22 protein-coding genes are annotated in these 20,371 nt (G+C 67.6%); 3 read left to right on the top strand and 19 right to left on the bottom strand.

The window, feature by feature from the left end; genetic code table 11:
- Positions 1–37: 37 nt before the first annotated feature.
- Positions 38–421, bottom strand: coding sequence for a sensory rhodopsin transducer (locus LRM18_RS03360; protein ID WP_057494860.1), 384 nt, complete (start codon positions 419–421; stop codon positions 38–40).
- A gap of 59 nt (positions 422–480) precedes the next feature.
- Here LRM18_RS03360 and LRM18_RS03355 point away from each other — a divergent pair, with 59 nt between their 5' ends.
- Positions 481–1,467, top strand: a complete 987-nt coding sequence (locus tag LRM18_RS03355; protein WP_057494859.1) for a TIGR03885 family FMN-dependent LLM class oxidoreductase — start codon at positions 481–483, stop codon at positions 1,465–1,467.
- Here LRM18_RS03355 and LRM18_RS03350 read toward each other — a convergent pair.
- Positions 1,437–3,023: an alpha-amylase family glycosyl hydrolase gene (locus LRM18_RS03350; RefSeq protein WP_270951107.1), complete on the bottom strand. Its 1,587-nt coding sequence runs from the start codon at positions 3,021–3,023 to the stop codon at positions 1,437–1,439. The genes LRM18_RS03355 and LRM18_RS03350 overlap by 31 nt on opposite strands.
- Before the next feature lie 159 nt (positions 3,024–3,182).
- On the opposite strand from LRM18_RS03350, the gene xth reads away from it, so the two are divergent.
- A complete protein-coding gene (gene xth, locus LRM18_RS03345; protein ID WP_270951105.1) occupies positions 3,183–3,974 on the top strand; it encodes an exodeoxyribonuclease III in 792 nt (263 codons plus the stop codon).
- On the opposite strand, the gene LRM18_RS03340 is transcribed toward xth, so the two are convergent.
- From LRM18_RS03340 to LRM18_RS03270, 15 genes are all read right to left on the bottom strand, one after another.
- Entirely contained in the window at positions 3,975–5,693 is a 1,719-nt protein-coding gene (locus LRM18_RS03340) for a PAS domain S-box protein (protein ID WP_049467170.1), read from the bottom strand.
- 120 nt (positions 5,694–5,813) lie between these two features.
- Positions 5,814–6,008: a hypothetical protein gene (locus LRM18_RS03335; protein WP_049467172.1), complete on the bottom strand. Its 195-nt coding sequence runs from the start codon at positions 6,006–6,008 to the stop codon at positions 5,814–5,816.
- Positions 6,005–6,643: a DNA-3-methyladenine glycosylase gene (locus LRM18_RS03330; protein ID WP_053463091.1), complete on the bottom strand. Its 639-nt coding sequence runs from the start codon at positions 6,641–6,643 to the stop codon at positions 6,005–6,007. Before LRM18_RS03330 ends, LRM18_RS03335 begins: the two co-directional genes overlap by 4 nt.
- 72 nt (positions 6,644–6,715) lie before the next feature.
- On the bottom strand, positions 6,716–7,675 hold the full coding sequence (locus LRM18_RS03325) for a cation diffusion facilitator family transporter (RefSeq protein WP_049467175.1): 960 nt from the start codon (positions 7,673–7,675) through the stop codon (positions 6,716–6,718).
- A 69-nt stretch (positions 7,676–7,744) separates the two neighbouring features.
- Complete coding sequence (locus LRM18_RS03320) at positions 7,745–8,329, bottom strand: AprI/Inh family metalloprotease inhibitor (protein ID WP_049467177.1); 585 nt, start codon at positions 8,327–8,329, stop codon at positions 7,745–7,747.
- Between the two features lie 190 nt (positions 8,330–8,519).
- Positions 8,520–8,777, bottom strand: coding sequence for a hypothetical protein (locus tag LRM18_RS03315; protein WP_270951099.1), 258 nt, complete (start codon positions 8,775–8,777; stop codon positions 8,520–8,522).
- Positions 8,774–10,126, bottom strand: coding sequence for a TFIIB-type zinc ribbon-containing protein (locus tag LRM18_RS03310; RefSeq protein ID WP_270951098.1), 1,353 nt, complete (start codon positions 10,124–10,126; stop codon positions 8,774–8,776). Before LRM18_RS03310 ends, LRM18_RS03315 begins: the two co-directional genes overlap by 4 nt.
- A 20-nt stretch (positions 10,127–10,146) precedes the next feature.
- Positions 10,147–11,286 (bottom strand): SPFH domain-containing protein, encoded by a 1,140-nt coding sequence (locus tag LRM18_RS03305; RefSeq protein WP_270951095.1) that lies wholly within the window; start codon positions 11,284–11,286, stop codon positions 10,147–10,149.
- A gap of 101 nt (positions 11,287–11,387) precedes the next feature.
- The gene (locus LRM18_RS03300; RefSeq protein WP_150826673.1) at positions 11,388–12,272 is read right to left on the bottom strand and encodes an NAD(P)-dependent oxidoreductase; all 885 of its coding nucleotides are present in this window, start codon (positions 12,270–12,272) and stop codon (positions 11,388–11,390) included.
- 51 nt (positions 12,273–12,323) lie between these two features.
- On the bottom strand, positions 12,324–13,607 hold the full coding sequence (locus LRM18_RS03295) for a transporter (RefSeq protein WP_150826672.1): 1,284 nt from the start codon (positions 13,605–13,607) through the stop codon (positions 12,324–12,326).
- 46 nt (positions 13,608–13,653) lie between these two features.
- A complete protein-coding gene (locus tag LRM18_RS03290) occupies positions 13,654–14,403 on the bottom strand; it encodes a hypothetical protein (RefSeq protein ID WP_130767998.1) in 750 nt (249 codons plus the stop codon).
- A 13-nt stretch (positions 14,404–14,416) separates the two neighbouring features.
- Positions 14,417–15,121, bottom strand: a complete 705-nt coding sequence (locus LRM18_RS03285) for a C39 family peptidase (protein ID WP_074725193.1) — start codon at positions 15,119–15,121, stop codon at positions 14,417–14,419.
- Positions 15,122–15,220: 99 nt separating this feature from the next.
- Positions 15,221–16,537 carry an adhesin gene (locus LRM18_RS03280; RefSeq protein ID WP_154330649.1) on the bottom strand — a complete coding sequence of 439 codons (1,317 nt, stop codon included), beginning with the start codon at positions 16,535–16,537 and terminating at the stop codon, positions 15,221–15,223.
- 43 nt (positions 16,538–16,580) lie between these two features.
- Positions 16,581–17,198, bottom strand: a complete 618-nt coding sequence (locus LRM18_RS03275) for a hypothetical protein (protein WP_270951086.1) — start codon at positions 17,196–17,198, stop codon at positions 16,581–16,583.
- Positions 17,195–17,725: a hypothetical protein gene (locus LRM18_RS03270; RefSeq protein ID WP_270951084.1), complete on the bottom strand. Its 531-nt coding sequence runs from the start codon at positions 17,723–17,725 to the stop codon at positions 17,195–17,197. The genes LRM18_RS03275 and LRM18_RS03270 overlap by 4 nt, the downstream gene beginning before the upstream one ends.
- 396 nt (positions 17,726–18,121) lie before the next feature.
- Between LRM18_RS03270 and LRM18_RS03265 the strand changes: the two genes are divergently transcribed.
- Entirely contained in the window at positions 18,122–19,474 is a 1,353-nt protein-coding gene (locus tag LRM18_RS03265; RefSeq protein ID WP_270951082.1) for a sigma-54 dependent transcriptional regulator, read from the top strand.
- Here LRM18_RS03265 and LRM18_RS03260 read toward each other — a convergent pair whose 3' ends face one another.
- Entirely contained in the window at positions 19,475–19,783 is a 309-nt protein-coding gene (locus LRM18_RS03260; protein ID WP_270951080.1) for a hypothetical protein, read from the bottom strand.
- Positions 19,776–20,318 (bottom strand): hypothetical protein, encoded by a 543-nt coding sequence (locus LRM18_RS03255; RefSeq protein ID WP_270951078.1) that lies wholly within the window; start codon positions 20,316–20,318, stop codon positions 19,776–19,778. The genes LRM18_RS03260 and LRM18_RS03255 overlap by 8 nt, the downstream gene beginning before the upstream one ends.
- Positions 20,319–20,371: the final 53 nt, after the last annotated feature.

Genomic DNA, 20,371 nt, shown 5'->3' with positions numbered 1-20,371 from the left:
CAGTGTCGTGACCGTGTGGACGCGGTCGCGTGCGGCTTCACAACGGATGGGCGATCGTGGTCATGATGCTGTTGGCCGGCTGCCGCGAATCCAGCCGCGTGTGCTGCACGATGATCGGCTGGTCGGATTCGACGAGGGTGGCGAAGCCCATGCCGCGCGGCACCGGCGCCGGGTCCTCCAGGTCATTGAAGCGCAGATGGCAGGTGCGTCGCGCGGGTACGGTGATCCGGTAGGGGCCGACAGGATCGCGGTCCTCGAAGTAGAGGGTCAGCGTGACATGCGCGTCCTCATTGCCGGCATTGAGTACGCAGCAGGTTTCGTGGCTCTGCATCTCCGGTGACGGGCCGTTGCTCCAGGCGGGAATGTAGCCCTCGGCGATAGCCCAGCGTCGATGCCCGATGCAGGAAGCGTTCGTTTCCATGACGCCGTTTTAGCTGGGGGCGTGTTGCCATCGTGTCCAGTGCCCGCAGGGAATCCGTGATGACCATCGGCTACCACGCATCGCATGAGCAGTTCCCGCCCGCCACGCTGTTGGGCCTGGCGCTGCGCGCCGAACAGGCGGGATTCGAGGCCCTGATGTGCTCGGACCACTTCCACCCCTGGACGGCCGCGCAAGGGCAGTCCGGCCATAGCTGGGTATGGGCGGGCGCACTGGCAGTGCAGAGCGCGTTGACCCTGGGCATGGTGACGTGCCCGATGCTGCGCCAGCACCCGGCATTGGTGGCGCAGGCCGCGGCCACCCTGGAGCAGCTGGCGCCGGGGCGGATCTGGCTGGCACTCGGCACCGGCGAGGCGCTGAACGAACGCATCACCGGACAGGCGTGGCCAGCCAAGCGGGAGCGGCAGAAGGCACTGCGCGATGCGGCCGAGGTGATGCGGCGGTTGTGGGGCGGCGAGCAGGTCGACCACACGGGGGGCTTCCAGGTCCGAAAGGCGCGGCTGTACAGCCGGCCAGCACTGCCGCTGCCGCTGCTGGGGGCGGCCGTCACTGAGGAAACCGCACGCTGGATGGGCGGCTGGGCCGATGGCCTGATCACCATCAGCCAGCCACTGGCGCAGTTGAGGCGTGTCGTGGCGGCGTTCGAGGACGGCGGTGGCAGGGGCAAGCCGATGTACCTGCAGGCCAAGCTCTCCTACGCCCGCGCCGAACAAGCGGCGCTGGACGGCGCGATGGAGCAGTGGAGCGCCAACGTGCTCCCACCGGAACTGGCCGAAGGGCTGGACCAGCCCGAACAGTTCGAAGCACACGCCCGATCGATCAGCGCCGAGGAGCTACGCGGGCGCGTGCATGTATCGGCAGACCTGGCCCGGCACAAGGCCTGGCTGCAGGAACTGCAGTCATTGGGGTTCGATCGCATCTACCTGCACAACGTGAACCGTGAGCAGGAACGCTTCATCGATGACTTTGCCGAACACGTGCTGCCCGCGCTGCGCACTCAGGCCCCGTCTGCGGCCAGCCAGGTGTAGCCGTGCCCCTGCAGGATGCAGCGATGATCGCGCAGCCTGGCGCCATGGGCCACCAGCGTGCGCAGCGGGCCGCGCAGGGGCAGATCCACCTCCACCGGTTCGTCGCCGAAGTTGATCAGTGCCAACGCCTGCCGGGGCGCGTCGCCGTAGCAGAGCATCAGCAACGCAGGTGACGGTGGGTCGAGCGCATGTGGCCCCTGCTGCAGCACGGGATGGGCATTGCGCTGCAGCAGCAGCTCGCGCACGCGCAGCAGCAGCGAGCCGGGCGTTCTACGTTGCACCTCGACATTCACCGTCCGGTAGCCGTAGGGGCCGTCTGCCGGTGGCGCGCGCCACGCATGCCGCGGTCGATCGGTGAACCCCGCCCCTGGGCGGCCATGCCAGTGCATGGGCATGCGCACGGCATTGCGTTCGGGCAGCTCCAGGCAGTCACCCAGGCCGATCTCCTCGCCATAGCGGATCACCGGCACCTGGCCCAGCGACAGCAGCGCCGCCCAGGCCATGGCCTGCCATGCGACATCGCCCTCCAGCATCGGTGCAAGCCGGCGGCGGATGCCGCGGCCATAGATGCGCATCCCAGGTTCGGGTGCGAAGCGCTGCATCACCGCTTCGCGTTCGTCCGGCTCCAGCTGCTCCAGGTCCAGCTCATCATTGTTGCGCAGCCAGGCGATGCGGGTGTCCGGCGGCGCCTGTGGGCCGTATTCGGCCATGACCCGCGCCACTTCGCTCGCGTCACCGCGCGCCAGTGCCAGGAAGAAGTGATTGTTGAGGTGGAAGTCGAGCAGGTGCGAGAGGCGCCGCCCCTCGCACAGGAAGTCACCGTAGTGGGATGCGCTGACGTCCGCTTCGCCGATCAGCGGCAGGCCCGGCTGCTGCGCGTCTGCCGTGGCACGCATCGCCTCCAGCAGCCACAGTCCGTCGTCGTGCGGGTCCGCGTGGCGGGCGCGCTCGACCATATACGGGACGGCGTCCACGCGAAAGCCGGCTACGCCGCGCTGCAGCCAGAATTCCATCACCCGCAGCAGTTCGTCGCGAACCGGTGCGTGGGCCAGCTCCAGGTCCGGCTCGTGCCGGTAGAACATGTGCCGGTTGAACGCGCCGGCCTCGGCATCCCACGTCCAGGCCGAGGCCTCGATGGGCGGGAACATCGGCTGCAGGCCGTCGTCCGGTACGTGGTCGCTCCAGAGATACCAGGCGCGCCAGGCCGGGTCGCCCTGCTGCGCGGCGACGAACCAGGGGTGCGCGCTGGCAGTGTGCTGCATCACCAGTTCCACGATGATGCCGATGCCACGTGCATCGGCGGCATCGACCAGGCGCTGGAACGCGGACTCATCGCCGAGGCGTGGATCGATGCGATAGTGGTCGGTGACATCGTAGCCACCGTCACGGCCGGCGTTGCAGTAGAACGGCAGCAGCCACACATGGCTGATGCCGAGCCATTGCAGATGGTCCAGCTTTTCGGTGATGCCATCCAGCGTGCCCCAGCCGCGGCCATTGCTGTCGCGGAACAGGTGGGGGTCGATCTGGTAGATGGCGCGCAGCGGACGCACCGCCATGAGGCTTCTCCAGCACCGTTCACGGGCGAACAGCCTGCTGCCGGGCGTGGCAGCGGCTCGTGAAACGAACGGAACCCTGCCGTGACGCGGCATCCACGGACCGTGCATGCGCCGGCGCGCACAGTGAAGGCTCATCCGCAGCGCAGAGAGGCCTCGTGCATGGCCCGCCGCAAGACGCTCCGCATTGCCACGTTCAACGTCAACGGGATCGGCACGCGCCTGCCGCAGTTGCTGGATTGGTTGCACAGGGAATCGCCGGACGTGGTTGCCCTGCAGGAACTGAAGGCGACCGACGCCGCGTTTCCCGCTGCAGCATTGGAAGAGGCCGGCTACGGTGCGCTGTGGCAGGGCGAGGCGCGCTGGAACGGCGTGGCGCTGCTGGCACGGGGGACCACCCCGGTTGAGAGCCGCCGGCGCTTGCCGGGCGAACCCAAGGATACGCAGAGCCGCTACCTGGAAGCGGCCGTGCACGGCGTCATCGTGGGCGCCCTCTACCTGCCCAACGGCAACCCGCAGCCCGGGCCGAAGTTCGACTACAAGCTGCGCTGGATGGAGCGCCTCATCCGGCATGCGCGCAGCCTGGTCGATCTGCCGCACCCGGCACTGCTGCTGGGTGATTTCAATGTGATTCCCACCGATGCCGACGTCTACGACCCCAAGGCCTGGCGCCGCGATGCCCTGTTCCAGCCCGAGGTTCGCGAGGCCTTCGAGCGGCTGCTCGCGCAGGGCTGGACCGATGCGCTGAGGCAGGTGCACGGCGACGCCACGATCTACACATTCTGGGACTACTTCCGCCAGCATGCCGAGCGCGACCGTGGGCTGCGCATCGATCATCTGCTGTTGAATCCCGTGCTGAGGGAGCGACTGAAGGATGCCGGCGTCGACCGCTGGGTACGCCTGCAGGAAAAGGCCAGCGATCATGCGCCGGCCTGGGTGACAGTGCGCGCCTGATCAGCGCGCGGCGGGGTCTTCGCGCCGCTCGCGGCGCACCCGCTCGCGGGTACGGTACAGGCGGCTGTCGGCCTTCTGGATGGTGTCGGCCACTGGCTCGCCGGGCGTATTGATCGCCGCGCCCATCGAGAACGCGGTGGGTGACAGCGCTGCATGGTCCCGGTACCAGTGTTCAAGCTCGCTCAGACGGCCGTGCGCGGGTGCGACCAGCACCACCATGAACTCGTCGCCGCCCAGCCGCACCACGGTTTCATCCTTGCCGAGGGCGGAGCGCAGGAAGGCCGCGAACTCGACCAGCACGGCATCGCCGCGGCGATGGCCCTGGGTGTCGTTGATGCGCTTGAAATGATCCAGATCGAACATCACGCAGGCCCAGCGCTCGTCGACCAGTTCATCCAGGCGGTGCAGGAAGCGGCGGTTGTAGCATTGGGTGAGTGGATCCTTGAAGGACATCTCGCGCAGCTGTTGTTCCTGCATCCGCAGGGCGGTGACGTCCTGCGCGTGTCCAAGCACATAGGGCGGATCGGCCTCGGTATCGAGCACGTTGTGGTACGCCCAGTAATGGCGGGTTCCATCGGCGGCGATCAGTTCGATCACGCCGGCGTCGGTGTGGTTGGCCTGTATCCGCTTGAGGTAGGCCTTGAAGCCCTCGCGCTTTTCCGGCGGCATCAGGTCACACAGGCTGCGCCCGATCATCTGGCTCTCTTCGAACCCCAGCGACTGCACGGCGGCCGGATTGACCGAGGTCAGCACGCCTTCCAGCGTGTGGGTGCAGATCAGGCCCAGGCTGTAGTGGAACAGCCGGCGGTAGCGTGTCTCGCTGGCCTCCAGCGCGTCCAGTGCGGCGCGCTCTTCGGTGATGTCCTGGATGGCCCCGACCAGCCGCGGGCGTCCATCGACCTGCTGACGTCCCCCGACCACCCGGGTCCAGATCGCGCGCCCGTCGGCAGTGGTCATCGGCAGCTGCACTTCCCAGGAGGTCCCTTCATCGATGCAGCGCTGCACCGCAGTGCGGATGATGGCGCGGCTGTCTTCGCGATAGAACGACAGGGCGGTATCAAGCGTGGGCTGGTAGTTGGCCCGCACGCCGTGGATCTGCTTGGTCTCGCGGGTCCAGCGCACCTCGTTGCTGACCAGGTCCATTTCCCAGCCGCCCACCCGCGCGGCGCGGTTGGTGCGCTCCAGGAAATCCTCGCTGCGCTTGAGCTCGCGATGCAGCGCCTTGGCCTGGCCGACCTGGGCCATCAGCGTGCTGCGCTGCTCGAGCACCTGCGTGGTGACCCGCGCCAGGTGCACCATCAGCTCGCGCTGCGACGGCGACAGCACGCCGGGCATGGCATCGAGCAGGCACAGCGTGCCGATGCGCGCGCCCTGCCCCGAGCCCAGCGGGATACCGGCGTAGTGGCGGATGCGAGGGCCACCGGTCACCAGGGGATTGGTGGAGAAGCGGGGGTCCTGGCGCGCGTCGGGAATCTCGAACAGCCCGTCCTGGCGGATCGCATGGGTGCAGAACGAGATCTCCCGGGCCGTCTCGCTGACGCCTTCCAACCCGATGTTGGCCTTGAACCATTGTCGGTCCTCGGCCACGACCGTGATCAGGCCCATGGTCATGCCGGTGGCGGCGCGCGCGGCGGCGACAATGGCATCGAACACCGGTTCCGGCGGCGTGTCGAGCAGGTTGAGGCGGTCGATTTCGAGCAGTCGTTCGGCTTCGTCCATGGCGCTTTTCAGGGCTGGGTGGCGAGGGCGGTTGCGGCGGCTGTCTGGGGCTACGCTAGTGCGCACGGCGTTATGTATCGCCATGGCTGGGTGATGCCGATGTGAGGCGGCAGCGCCGGCTCAGCGCTCGCTGAGCGAGGCCTGCAGTGCCGTGGCCAGCGCGGCGTCTCCGGACACCAGGTCCTGCCAGCGCAATGCGATGCCTTTGCGCCGGCCTTTTTCGACGAGCTTCAGTCCTTCCGGATCCACAGTGAGCGTGTAGGGCTGGCCGTCGATCTGCAGTTCGCGCCGCAATGGTTTGTCGAGAGGGGTCATCGGCGTCTCTTCACAGACGATGCAGGGGAGCGCGGTCGAATCGATACGTGACGGTGATCACGGATGTGCCAGCGCCAAGGGAAATCGACTGCGCGTGTGATGCCGATGCGAGGCCCCACCACCGGATCCGCCGGAGGCGGCACGCCATCGCTGGCAATGACAATGCCGTGGCTGCCGGTCACCAGGTCGGCGCCGTCGAAACCGCGGTCCAGCCCGAAGGCCTGCGACAGCTTGCCCGGCCCGCTGGCCAGATCGTGATCCCGGCGCGCGGCGGGGCGCAGCTCGTGCATGCGCTCAAGCCCCGCCAGCGGCTCGACGGCCCGCAGCAAAACCGCCACGCCTTCACCGACCTCTCCACAGACCACGTTGCTGCCCCAATGCATGCCGTAAGTGAAATACACATAGAGGTGGCCGGCCTCGCCGAACATGCTGGCCGTGCGCGGCGTCTGTCCGCGATAGGAGTGCGCCGCCGGATCATCACGGCCGGCGTAGGCTTCCACCTCGACGATGCGGCCGGTGCGACCGTCGTCGCGGACCAGCAGCTTGTTGAGCAGCTCAGGGGCGACCTCGGTCGGCGGGCGCTGGTAGAAGCTGCGCGGAAGGATCTGCAGGGAGGCGGGCAACCAGTCCGGCACGGCAGCGGCAGGTTCAGGTGAAGGACCGAGGCACTGTGGCACCGCGCAGGTGAAACGCGCGCAGACAGCGTGTCATCGTGGTGCGGAAGCGGGCGCCAGGGCGGCGCGCCGGGCGGCATAGACCTCGGGCGTCTGCGGCTTGATGAACAGTGCCACCAGTTCCGGATACTCGCGCTTCACCGCCGTTTCGATCCGGGTGATGCAGGCTTCGATCTGTGGGGTCTGCCGGTCATCCTCGAACTCGGCGCTGAGCATGGCCACCACCTGTTCCGGGCCCATCTGCATGGTGGTCACGCCATTGGCGCGACGCAGGTCCGGATCGGTTTCGGCCACGGCCATGATCCGCTCGGCCACCGCCGGATGGGCGGGCTCTCCCACCAGCAGGCCCTTGGTCTCGCGGGCGAGAAGGAAGGCAGTCGCAGCCAGCACGCCGGCGATGCACAACGAGGCAACACCATCGAGCACCGGCATTTCGAGCAGCTGGGCGGCCAGCAGCCCGGCCAGCGCAAAGCCGAGGCCGAGCAGGGCGGCGCTGTCTTCCAGCAACACGGTGAAGGTGGAGGGATCCTTGCTGCGGCGGAACGCTTCGAAATAGCCGAGTTTGCCCTTGGTCCGGCGGAACTCGCGCAGCGCCACCCACCAGGACGCACCCTCGAACAGGATGGAAATGCCCAGCACGCTGTAGCTCAGGGCATGGTTGCGTGCCGGCTCGGGATGGCGGATGTGCTGGATGCCTTCGTAGGCCGAGACGCCTGCGCCGGCCGCGAACACCAGCAGGGCAACGATGAAGCTCCAGAAGTACAGCTCGCGGCCGTAGCCGAATGGGTGCACCGGGTCCGGCGCCTTGCCGGCGCGGCGCAGGCCGTACAGCAGCAGAAGTTCATTCAGGGTGTCGACCAGCGAATGCACGCCCTCGCTGAGCATGGCCGAGCTGCCGGAGATGCCGGCGGCGATGAACTTGGCGATCGCAATGGCGAGGTTGCCCGCGAGCGCGGCGTAGATGACAAGGCGGGAACCAGTGGGAGCGGACATTTCGGCGAGCGGGCGGGGCGGACGCCTGATCTTCGCGGTCGGCGCGTGCCCGCTGCGTGCACGCTACGCTCAGCGCCCCTTGGGGTTGAGATACAACCGCGCACCGTCGGATTCACGGAACCCCGACCAGCGCCCGCCGCCCGACACGCGGAAGCGCCCGAATACCGTGTTGCTGGTATCGGTGAGCAGCAGCTGGTTGCCTGACAGCACCCAGCGGTTGGCCGAGAAGAAGCCGTCCGGGCAGCCGGCGGGTACGTAGGCGCTGTAGCCACCGAACCACTCGATGCTCTTCAGTTCGATGGTGCACGTGCTGCCGTTCTCCTGGCCCAGCGTCCAGCTGCCGAACAGATCGCCTTCGCGCACGCCGCGGCCGCCGCGCTGGCGGTCGTGGTCCCAGTCATCGTTGTTGTCGTGGAAGCCGAAGTCCACGTCCAGCCCCTTGCTTTCACTGCGCGACTCGGACTGCGAGCTGCCGCTGGTGGTGGTCTGCGTGGTCATCGCGCCACTGCTCTGGGTCTGGGTACTGCTGGATTGCGTGGTCTGCTCGGTACGGGAGGTCTGTTCACCGAAGCCGAACGACGCGTCCTGCGCAAGGGCGGGCAGGGCCAGGAAGCACAGGACGGACAGGCAGGCACGGGCAGGAACGGCGGCCATCGCAGGATCCTCGGCAGGGTGGATCGCGCGAGTATCGAACCGGTGGGGTGGGAGACGGCGTGAGGACGCGCCCAAGGTGCTGTCTACTGAAAGGTAGTGCCGGCCGCTGGCCGGCTCCCGCTTGGCGCCCAGAAACCGAAGGAATGCCGGCCAGCGGCCGGCACGCCCCGCAGCCAGGCTTGGCCTGGCTCTATCCTTCGGGTTTCACCCGAGCGACCCGTTTCCGGTACTCGTACACATTGTCGCCGCGGATGCGCTTCTCCTCGCTGCCGGTGACCCGGCCCACCTGCTGGTCCGAGCCGGTGACCGGCTTGGCCTCGATGGCGGTCTCGTGCTCGAAGGAATGCGATTTGTCGGTGTTTCGGTAATAGCGGTACAGCGCCCAGTACAGCGCGGTTGCGCCCGCCGGACCTGCCGCCAACAGCCAGAGGCCACTGTCGTCGCTCATGTGGTTGCCACCAGGAAGGCAATTGCGAGGGCTTCAATGATGGTGCCGGTGGCCAGTGCCGCCAGCAGCATCTTCCATTGCTGCACGGGCACGCTGCCCATGGTTTCGCCGGTACGGCCGTTCACCGCGATGTAGTGCAGCATGCCGCCGTTCTTTCCAGGCTGGTGGTAGGAGTACAGCCACACCGGCAGGTACATCGAGACCCAGCGGGTGCCGTGCACGTCCAGCTGTTCCTGTTCCCAGCGCACGCCACGGTTGTAGCGCCTCACCGACCCTTCCACCTGCGCACGGGCGATCGATAGCAGCTGGTCTTCCAGCCGCGGCCGCAGCTTTTCCACATCCAGGTTGCGTTTTTCAGAGCTGAAGCCGGCCAGGTAGGAGGCGTTCCACTTCACCGCGTTCTTGGTGTCGAACGGCAGGATGGTGTTGATGATGTTGTTGGTGTTGGCGCGGGTATCAAGATTCCCGCGCTCGGCCGAGGATTCCAGTGGCAGGTCATCGACGGTGAAATCCACCTGGCGCTCGACCTGGTAGACATCGGCATCGTACAGGGTGCGCTTGTTCTTCTCGCTGCCCACCGTGTACTCGCGCGTCTTGATCTCGCCCTTGCCAGCCACGGCCGCGCTGACATTGCTGTCGACGATCATGTAGGGCAGGAACACGCCCACCACGTTTTCCGGGGTGAACTGGTCCTTGAACGCCTTCAGCGCGAACATGCGGCGCTTGTCGACGAACTGGCGGATGCGCGCGACCGCATCATCCTTCCTGATATGGAAGGGCAGCACCGCATCGGGCACCGCGCCATTACTGATCTGTTCGTTGACGCCGAACACGTGGCGGCACCAGTGGCAACGCGCCGTCATCGTGCTCTCGGTATTGACCGTGACCTCGGCGCCGCAGCCGGTGCATTTGAACGTCATCAGTGCCGAGGTGTCGGCATCGATGTCACGCGCACCGGAGGCGATGACCGTGCCGCGCAGCTGGTCGATGGCCTCGCCCAGGCCGAATTCTTCCTCGACCCGCGCGCCATGCCATTGGTGACGGCAGTACAGGCAGACGAGGATGTCAGTGCCGGGCTTGGGACGGATGTCGCTGGCGCCGCACTTCGGGCAGCGGTTGAGGCCGTCCTTCAGTTCGCTGGCCGAGGTGTCGATGGCCACCGGGTCAGGCGCTTCCACTTCATCGCGGATGGCCTGCGGCAGTTTCGAGGTGTCCAGCGGGAAGCTGCCGGGCAGGGGAGGAACGTCCTGCGGCGAACCGGGCCCATCCAACGACGCCGCCGGCAGGGGCGGCGGCGTCGCGGGCGCGGATCCGGGCAGCGGCGGTGGGCCGTTTCGGGGATCGGACATGTGGGTCGTGCGTCCTGCCGTTACAGGCCCAGTGCCTTGGCTTTCAGGGCGTCATAGTCGCCTTGGGTGATCAGCCCCAGGTCCAGCATTTCCTTGGCCTTCTTCAGCTTGGCCACCGGGTCGTCCGCGGCCGGGGCGACCGGCTGCTGCATGCCGCCGACACCGAACATCCCCGAGGCCATGCCGACGCCGACCAGGCCTGCGGCACCACCGTTCTCGCCGGCCGACTGGATGCCCTGGGCGACGCTGGCCTGCAGGTTGGAATTGCCGCGCGAACCGGACAGGGCATCGGCACGCTGCGCGGTCTTCAGCAGTTCGCGGGTGTTGGCGTCGTACTCGATCGAAACGATGGCGGTCTTGACGATGGCCAGGCCACGATCGCTCTGCCACTGGTAGGCCTGCTCGACCGCAGCCGACAGGCTCTGCGCGAAGCCGATCGAATCCTGCTGCAACCGGGTAATGCGGTTGCCCTTGCCCGGATCGTTGGTATACAGGCTGAAGGCCGGGGCCAGCGAACCGACCACTTCATTGAACAGCTGGCTGGCGGCGGCGTTGTCCAGATCGGTGAAGTCGAACACCTGGCCGGGCTGCAGGTAGCTGGCCGGCACGAAGTTCTTCACGAACAGGATCGGGTCGACGATCTTCAGCGTGTACGAGCCGCGCGTGACCGCGCCGACCTGCGTGTTGAGGAAGCCGTCGTCCCAGTAGATTTCCGACTGGGTACCGAAGCGGTTGTCCGGCAGCTCCTTCAGCGAAACGAAATAGGCAGCCTGCTGCGAGCCCGGCTGGCCGCCGAACTTGAAGCGTTCCCAGCTCTGCTTGATGAAGGTACTGACCAGGCCGTCGCCGGCGAAGATCGACTGCGAGTTCAGGTCGTCCGAACGCCACTCGTAGCCACCCGGTTCGGCGACGAACGCGGTGATGGCGCCGTCCTGGAACAGCAGCAGGCCGTAGCCCTCTGGCACGATGATCTTCGAGCCGTTGCTGATGATGTTGGACGAGCCGCTGGTGTTGGAGCCGCGGCCGGCGTTGGTGCCGCGCGGCACCGCCGCGAACAGGGCCGCCGTGGAAGGCAGGCCCGTCGGCACGGTGTAGAAGTCCTTCCACTGGTCGGCCAGCACGCCGCCGACCGCACCCTTCACCGCCTGTACCAGACCCATGTCCAACTCCCTGTGATTCAAGGGCAGGCACCATGCCTGCCGAACTGGACTGAATATAGCAGCGGCCAGCGACCGCTGTGGTGCCGGAAGATGAATCCGGATCAGGCGCCGCCGGTGGCCGGCGGGGTGCCCCGGATCGCCTGCAGTACCGCCGCCATGTCCTGGCCTCCCAGGCCCATCTGCTGTGCCCGGGCGAACAGCGCATCGCTGGCGTCGATCAGGGGGGCCTGCATGCCTGCCTCGCGCGCCGCGGCAGCCACCAGCCCGCTGTTCTTCAGCACGTCGGTGATCGAGGCCTGTACGGCGAAGTCTTCCCTGAGCATCTTGTCCAGCTTGATCCGCGATACGTCGCTGGCCATCGGCCCGGCGTTGAGCACTTCGGCAAAGCGCTCCAGGGCAATGCCGTGGACCTCGGCAAAGCGCACGGCCTCGCCCAGCGCGGTGACCAGCGTGATCAGATACAGGTTCACCGCCAGTTTCATGCGCAACGCCGCGGGTACCTGGCCGCACGCCACGCACTGCCGGCCCAGCGGCGCAAGCAGCTGCGATGCTTCTGCAACGTCAGCCGCATCGCCGGCCAGCATGATGACCAGCTGCGCGGACTCGGCCTGAAGCCGTGAACCGGAGACCGGCGCCTCCACGTAGCGCCCGCCGGCCGCGCGGATCTGTTCGCCCAGTGCCTGGGAATACTCCGCCGAACTGGTCCCCATGTTGATCACCAGGCGGCCTTCGACGCGGGCAGCGAACGCAGGGCCGTTTCGTGACAGGACCGCGTCGATGGCCGGGTCGTTGGCAAGCATCAGGACGATCGTTGCGCATGCATCGAACACGTCCCCGGCGGCCGCTGGGACGCGGATGCCGGCGGCGCGGGCGGTGGCATGGTTGCGGTCGGAGCGGGACCAGCCCCAGAGCATGTGGCCGGCGCGCGCCAGGTGCGCTGCCATGGGCATGCCCATGACGCCAAGGCCGATGAATCCGATGGGCATGATGGGCGTCCACTGGCGGCAGGGACGCCATCATGCCACGGCGCCTCGCCGCTACAGCATGTACGGAATCTTGAATGCCAAGGTGAAGTCGGGGGCATCCGGGGTCAGCCCGATGCCCAGCAGTGTGACCAGCGTGGTGTGCGCGTTGAGCGCATAGGTCACGCCCAGGTTCAGTGACGCCGCATTGGCGTCGCTGCCGATCACCTTCATCCACTTTCCACCCTGGAAGCGGGTGGAGGCACGGGCGCTGATGCGGTCACTGAAGGACAGGCTGAGGCTGGTGCGCTCGTTGAATGCAAAGGCGACGCCCGCACCGAAGTAGACCGAGCCGCCCAGTTTCACGTCACCCGGGTTGAGCGTATCGGGATTGCTGTCGATGTCACTGAAGCCACGCGGGAACGAATGCACATAGCCGAGGTTGGCGAACAGGATGGCCGGGTCGGCGGTCTTGACCATCGACAGGCCCACATTGGCCTGCCACACGCCATTGCCGGTGGGCTGTTCCTTGGGCACGGCGAAGCGGATGTAGTCATCGTCGTCTCGCTCGATCACCTTCCAGTCCAGGCCGTAGGGTGCGCGCCCGGTGGGCGCGGTCACTCCGGCGGTGAGTACGGTCTCCGGGCGCCAGCCGCGTTCGCCGAACAGCCGGTAGTTCGCGCTCAGGCCGATGTCGCCGAGGCCGTTGCCGTTGGTCTGCTCCTGCGCGATGGCGGCTGCGGCACCCCCGGCGCCACCCTTCTGGTAGACCGTTCGCCTCGCCAGGTACGGCACATCCAGGTTGAGCGTCAGGTTCGGGCTGACGCCCCAGCGGGCGGCCAGGTTGTAGGTGAGCGAATCGGATTCAACGTTTTCGATGGCGATGTTGCCGAGGAAGATCGCGTCCAGCGCCAGGAAGCCATTGAGGGTGAGCTGCTTGCGGTCATAGCGTGCGTAGGTGAGGCTGTTCTCGACGGTGAAGCGGCGCGAGAACAGCGCCGACTGCTGTTGCTTCACATCATCCACGCTGCGCCGCGATTCCTGCCTTGCCTGCTGTGCCTCGGCGGCGCTGCTGGCATAGCCCTCGGCGCCCGGCGAAGCCTGCGCGGTCGGGCCTTGCTCGCCGGCCGCAGGCGGGGCCATCGGTCCGACCTTCCCGTTCAATCGCGCCTGCATCGCCTGCACCTGCATGTCCAGTTCGCGCAGCCGCCGCACTTCCTGTGCGTAGCTGGATTTCAGCTGCTCCAGCTGGTTGGCCAGGGCCTGCACGTCAGCGCCATCATCCGCCGGTGGTGTGGCGAAGGCGGTGCCCGCCAGCGCCGCCAGCGCCAACGGGGTGATCCTCATCAAGGTGTGCATGTTCGTGTCCTGCGTTGTGGAACGCTCCCCCAACGCCGTGCCGCTGTTACCGGCCCGGCCCCATGCCGCGGTTCAGCGCGATTGCCTGGGCCACGTTCTGGCTCAACGGCAGGTTGCCGCCCACGGTGTCCCTTACCAGCTCCAGCCGCAGCTGGTTGCTGGCGATCTGGCCGTCTGCGGCCAGGGCGATGCCCTGGCCGACGCTGCCATTGCGTATCCATTGCTGGACCAGGCCTTGGCCATCCACCTGCAGCTGCAGGCGAGCCTGGTTGCCGTCCAGCACCGCGGCGGCCGACATGCCGGCCGCCTGCGCACTGATCGAATGCAGGCCGTCACCCGGCGGGGCCGGCACCGCGCCATTGCGTACCACCAGCGTGGTCGCATTGCGGGCGACGTTGCCATCCCCGGCCACCTGCACGCTCTGCACCAGGCCGCTGGCATTGGCCAGGCCGCTGCTGTCGATGTGACGACCCTGCGTTTCCGGCAGTGGCGCGTCCGCAGCCGTCACGTGCACGCTGGGCTGGAAGCTCAGCGTCGGGCTGCCGCCGCCGCGGAAGTCCATGCCCAGGGTCAACGCACCCTGCAGCACGCTTCCGTTGCCGGCCTGCCACTGCGAGATCATCGTCACCCCGAACCACGCCACGGCATTGCCGCCCACGGTGTAGCGGCCACGCATCAGGCTCAGTTCGGGATCCGGAATCTCCTTCAGGCCGTGCCCGGGCGCAGCCTCTGCCGGCTGCAGATGCAGGGCGGGGCATGCCAGCAGCAGGACCATCAACAGGCGGTGGCGGAACATGGCGAAGCCTCCTTCAGAACAGGTCGGCGTGGCTGAAGCCGAAGTCGACCAGTTCGGCATCGGTGATGGGCCCCTGTCGCGCATAGAGCGCGCGGGCACTGGGCCGTTCGCTGGGTTGCAGCAGGACCGTGTTGCGATCGAAATCACTGCCGATCACCACGAAAACCGCACGTGATGGCCAGGCGGCCAGGAATTCGGGCAACGCCAGGCTGCGGTTGCCCAGGATCGGATCGGCCACTTCGACCACGCCCTCGCGCACCTGCTTGAGCACCACGAAGTGGCGGAAGCCGCGCACGTCCATCAGCACAAGGCCGGGAACGCGAAGTGTGCGCAGGCGCGCTTCATCGATGCGGTAGCCACGCCCACGCATGCCCAGCGATTCCACATAGCGCTTGATGTCGAGCAGGGAAAAGCCGCGCTCGGCCACCAGCGCCGGATCGGATACCCCCATCATTCCCTCGATCACCGTCGCTTCGTCGGTCTGCAGGTGGTAGGCATGGCGCAGGATCGTCGCCAGTGCAGCGGCCCCGCAGCTGTAATCGGTATGCTGCCGCACCACGTTGCGGTAGCGCCGTTCCTGCATGCTTTCGACCTTCTGCTGCAGCAGCGCGCCGTTGGGCAGCACGCCGGCGAAGCCGACGTCACCCGCCCGTGCAGGCGCACCGCCCAGCAACAGCACGCAGGCCAGCAGGCACAGCGAGAGACGGTGGCCGATCATCGCGTTCTCCGGCAGCAGGGGGGAGCCCCTGTCCCAAGGGGGAGGAGGAACAGGGGCTCCCGGGGACCCGGTCGTTGGCGGACGGCCGGGGTGGTGCGCTTACTCGCCGCTGCCGCCACCGCCGCCGGTGCCGGGCTGGGCGACTGCCAGGGCCAGGCTGTTGCCCTGCAGATTGCCGGTGCCCGCCGCCACGTTCACGCCGATGTTGCCGGAGGCACCCGAGAAGGCACTGCCGGACAAGGCCGACGTGTTGGTGGCATCCACGTTCACCCAGCGCGTGGTGCTGACCGTGCCGCTCAGGCTGGCGTACAGATCGGCCACGCCCAGTTCGACGAACTGGCTGGTGCCGCTTTCACGCGTATCGAAGCCCAGGCCGCCCACCCCCGGCCGGTTGGGGTTCATCGTGGCGTTCTGGATCTCGTTGTCCAGGTCGATGTGGCCGGTACTGTTGCCACCGGGATGCGGCAGGGCGCCGTTCCATGTATCCAGGTAGTAGTTGGCCATCTGGTAGGCGTTGCCGGTGCCGCGATAGGTGCCGGCGCCATAGCCCCAGGTCAGGCCGCTGACGCCGCCATGCAGGCCGACCTGCACGGTATCGGTATAGGACTGCACGAAGCCGGCGTTGCTGACCGTGTTGCCGGTGGACACCTGGTTGGAACTGATGCTCGACTGCGCCATTGCCGTGGTCGCGACCGAGGCCGCGAGCGCGTTCTTCTGCTCGTTGTTGTTGCCCGAAGCGATGTTGACGCCGATGTTGCCGGACGCGCCGCCGAAGGCATTGCCACTGAGGCCGGCGGCGTTGGTGACGCCGGAGTTCATGGTGGCGTTGCCGAACCCCGCCTGGTTGACGAACACCTCGGCGTCGGCCATGCCGAAGCTGAAGGATGCATCGGCAGCAGACAGCGAGGCCGCGTTGTCCTGGGCATTGTTGTCGCCGGAGACCACGTTGAAGCCCAGGTTGCCGGAGGCACCGGCACCGACGCTGTCACCGATCGATGCACGGTTGGTCACCAGGCTGTTGCTGGTGGCGTTGTTGCTGATCGACTGGCGGTTGTCGATCACCGCAATGGCTGCAGAATCGAGGTCGATGTCGCCGGTGATGTTCGGGTCGCCGGAGAAACTGATGTCGGTACCCAGCCGCAGGTCCTTCTCCAGGTTCACGTCGACGCCGTGGTTGTTCTTCTCCTTGCGCTCGTCGGCCTGGATGTTGCTGTGCTTCTGCACATTGACGTTGACGGTGCGGTTGCGCACGTCGTTGTCGGTGTGGTTGTGGGTGTCGTTGCGGGTTTCGCTGACGGTGTGGGTGTGGTTGATGTTCGCGTTGGCGTTCTGGTTGTCCCAGCCATTGGCCGCAGCGGCGGTCGAGGCAGTGGCAATCGCCATGGCGAGCATGGTCCGTTTGACGGTCGCTTTCATGGTGCCCTCTCTCTCATCGGGTGGTGCATTGGTTGGGTGGTCGTCACGGACGGTCCTGCACGACCAGGCCCAGTACATTGGCCGTGTCGTTGGCGTTGCCCGCGATCTGGTTGAGTTGCAGGACACCGTCGAATCCCCGCAGCGCGGTGCTGGTGACACCGGCGCTGCGGGTGCCGGTCGCGGTGCCGTGACCGGCACCCTCCCGCTCCCCTGCGAACGCGTAACCTTCGGCAGCCAGGGCCGTATCGTCGGTTTCGCGTATGCCCTGTCGCGCCAGCGTCGCACTGACGACGTTGAGCGTCGTGTTGGCGGTGCCACTGGCCTGGTTGATGGATGCGATGCCGCTGGCACCGGCCAGTGCCGTGCCGTCGATGCTGGCAGCGGCGTGCATCGGTGCGCCCAGCACGCGGTTGCCGCCGCGTCGTTGCAGGTGGCTGATCGAGACGTCGGTACGTTCGCCGGTAGCGACGCCACGCAGGTTGGCCTGCAGGTTGAGGTCGCCGGCCGCCTGGTTCACCGCGATCGCGCCGCCTGCACCGGCCAGGGCGTGGCCGTCGATGCGGGTCACGTCGAGGTAGGCGAGCATGCCGCTGTACTCGTCGGCCTGCGCCATCAACGGCGTGGCGGACAGGATCAGCAGCAGCCAGCGCACCCGCTTCACTTGCCACCTGCCGGGGCCGGGCCCTGCAACGGGAACTGGGCGAGGGCGCCGCGCACAGTATCGGCGACACCGCGGGTGCTGCTGCCGACCGCGCCGAGCGGGCCACCCAGGGCGCCCCCGAGACTGCCGCCGACAGTGCCGTCGCCACTGCGGCCGAGCGTGCCGCGCAGGGCCTGCTGGGTGATCCGTCCGACGGTGGTGCCACCGGGTGCGGCGACGGACGGTGCCTGGCCTGCACCGATGCCGGCATACTCCTGTTCGCTCAGTTCATCCATCCCGCTCGCCGCACCAGCGGTGCCCAGGGCCATGGCGATTTCGCGCTGCGGCTTGGGATCGGCGATCAGCGCCATGCCCGGCGGTGCCATGCGATAGGCTGGCCGCGCCGCTACGTCCCGCAACAGCACGATCTCGCCGGCCTGCGCCTTCACGCCCTGGCGGGCACCGGACGCGGAGGCGCCGGCGCCGATCGACAGCAGGGCCAGTGCCAGTGCTGTGGCGGGGCCGCGAAACAGGGTGGTGCCGTTCATGCCGACCTCCCGCGATGGGTGCGGCGGAACAACGCATCAACCGTGCCAACCTCGAAGTGTCCGGCTGCCAATGCCCTGGCCGTGCTGCGCTGCACGCTGCTGCTGCCGCCGTGTTACAGGCACGTCGCGGGATTGTTGGGATTTCGGAGCCCCAGCCACCGCAGGGCTTGGGCGGCGGACGACTGTCGCAGGGGTGTTACAGGTCGCGCCGCAGTGTGAAACGGCGCCGCTTCAGCCGGGAATTTCTTGACGCACTGCTCATTGCGCCGCCGTTTAGGGAGGCGCTAGGATCCGCCCAACAAGGGCCGCCGCGGTGGCCGTAGAGGTCCCGGCGGGGGGCGGCACGCCGGTGATTGCCTGACAGTCCGCCGACGGTGTCCGGATGCTGGGGGAAGCATGGCAGCGGTCCCGGAGGCTTCTACGTCACGTTGCGTGCTCTGGTTCGGCGAGCCGCTGGCGGACGAGCGCAGTGCGCTGGCGGCCGCAGGCTGGTACGTGCGCCGCATCCATCCCGACCCGGCGATGGCGATCGGGCTGCGCGGGCGTGATCGGCTGCTCGCCGTGCTGGATCTTCGCCATCTGGATGCGCCCGCACTGCAGTTGCTGGCGCCATGGATCGAACAGCACGCGCATCTGCCGTGGCTTGCGGTGCTGCCGCCCGGTGCGGGGCCTACGCCTGCGGCGTGGCTGCCCTTGCTGCAGCGTTGCATCTCGCGGTTCACCCTGCCGTTCGGCCTGCAGGACCTGGTGGCTGCCATGCGCCAGCAGTTCGACGCCGATGATCCATCCGCCGACGAAGTGTGCAACGGGCAAGGGCCGCGCACACTGATCGGCGAGAGTCCTGCGCTGCACGCGGTGCGCACCGTGCTGCACAAGTTCGCGCCGGTGGAACTGCCGGTGCTGGTCACCGGCGAAACCGGCACCGGCAAGGAACTGGCGGCACACGCGCTGCATGCGCTGTCGGGGCGTGCCGGCAGGCCGTTCATCGCGGTCAACTGCGGTGCCATTCCGGCCAGCCTGGTGCAATCGGAGCTGTTCGGCCACGAGCGCGGCTCGTTCACCGGTGCCGACAAGCGCCAGATCGGCGTCTTCGAAGCCGCATCCGGCGGCACCGTGTTCCTTGACGAGGTGGGCGACCTGCCAGCCGAAGCGCAGACCAGCCTGCTGCGCGTGCTGCAGGAAGGCACCTTCGAGCGCGTCGGCAGCAGCCAGCCGCTGCGCGCGGACGTGCGCGTGCTTGCTGCCACCCACGTCGAACTGGAACACGCGGTGGCGCAAGGGCGGTTCCGCAGCGACCTCTACTACCGTCTGAACGTGCTGCGCCTGCTGATGCCGCCGCTGCGCGAGCGCGGCGCCGATGTGCAGCTGCTGGCTGAACATTTCCTGCGCTGCTTCCGGCTGCGCCACAGCGTGCGTGCACGTGGCTTTGCACCCGCTGCGCTGCAGGCGATGCGGCGTTTCGAATGGCCCGGCAACGTGCGCGAACTGCTGAACCGGGTGCAGCGGGCGGCGATCATGGCCGAAGGCGAGCTGATCAGCGAGCGTGACCTCGAACTGGGTGGGCCGGTGAATGCGCCGGGGGCGATGTTGCACGATGCCCGCGGCCAGGCCGAACGCGATGTGCTGCTGCAGACCCTGCGCCAGACCGGCTACAACGTCTCCGAATGCGCGCGGCAGATGCAGATCTCGCGGGTGACCGTGTATCGCCTGTGCCGCAAGCATCGGCTGGAGCTGCCGGCGCAGCGCTGATCAGCCGGCCGGCACGTGCTTGAACAGGCGCAGTGGCCTGCCTGGAAGACGCTCGATCACCCCCTTGGCCTCCAGGTCCAGCTGCACGGCCTTCAGCCACCAGCCCGCCGTGGCCCCTTGCGGAAACAGCGAAGCGGGCAGGTGCGGCAGCAGCGCCTGCTTCGCCTGCGCCACCGTCATCCCGGGAGGTTGCCTGGGCAAGGCGCGCAGCAGGGCCGCGCGCATGGCTGTGTACTTGGCCCGATCCACGCGCTGGATGTGCCCGGGCGTGGTGATGCTCTCGATCTCGATCCGCTCGGGCTCAGGCATGGCTGTCTCCCGCGATGTCGATGCGTGGGCTGCGGAAGCCCATGGCGATCCACGCCTTCAACAGCCGGGCATAGAACCGCAGCGAGTGGGTCTTCAGGTTGGGCACATCGTCGGGAAGGACAGACGCGTCGGGAAGATCGTTGACCATCGTCCGCATCTCCACGGCGGGGCGTAGCGCGTCCGGCCACAACAGGCCATACAGGCTCAGCCAATGGCCACCGCTGAACTCCAGGAAGAGGGGCGTATTGCAGCAGCCCGCCACGACGCGGCGGCTGCCGGCCGTGCTGGACAACCGCCACGCGTGCAGCCGGGAATGCCCGGCGTCGATGCGGACGCGATCCTTGCGCTGCATTACGAAATGCGTCTGGCCCTGAGGCCCCAGCACCTGCGGTGCGCCGGGCACCGCCTGCATCCGGGCGCCGGCCCTGCGGCAGCTGTCGCAGCAGCATTCGACGGTGGCGATGGGACGGCCGGTGGTGGTCAGGCGGACCTGGCCGCACGTGCACGCAAGGGACTGTTGGGAGGGCATCTGCATCTTCTCCTGGGGTACTCAACCTCTCGACGAACGGGCGCGTGGAAAATCGACAC

The sequence above is a fragment of the Stenotrophomonas sp. PI_27 genome (assembly GCF_027854495.1).
GTDB lineage: Bacteria > Pseudomonadota > Gammaproteobacteria > Xanthomonadales > Xanthomonadaceae > Stenotrophomonas > Stenotrophomonas pavanii.
The sequence above is the reverse complement of the archived record's forward strand: the minus strand, read 5'-3'. Positions and strand labels throughout refer to the sequence as shown.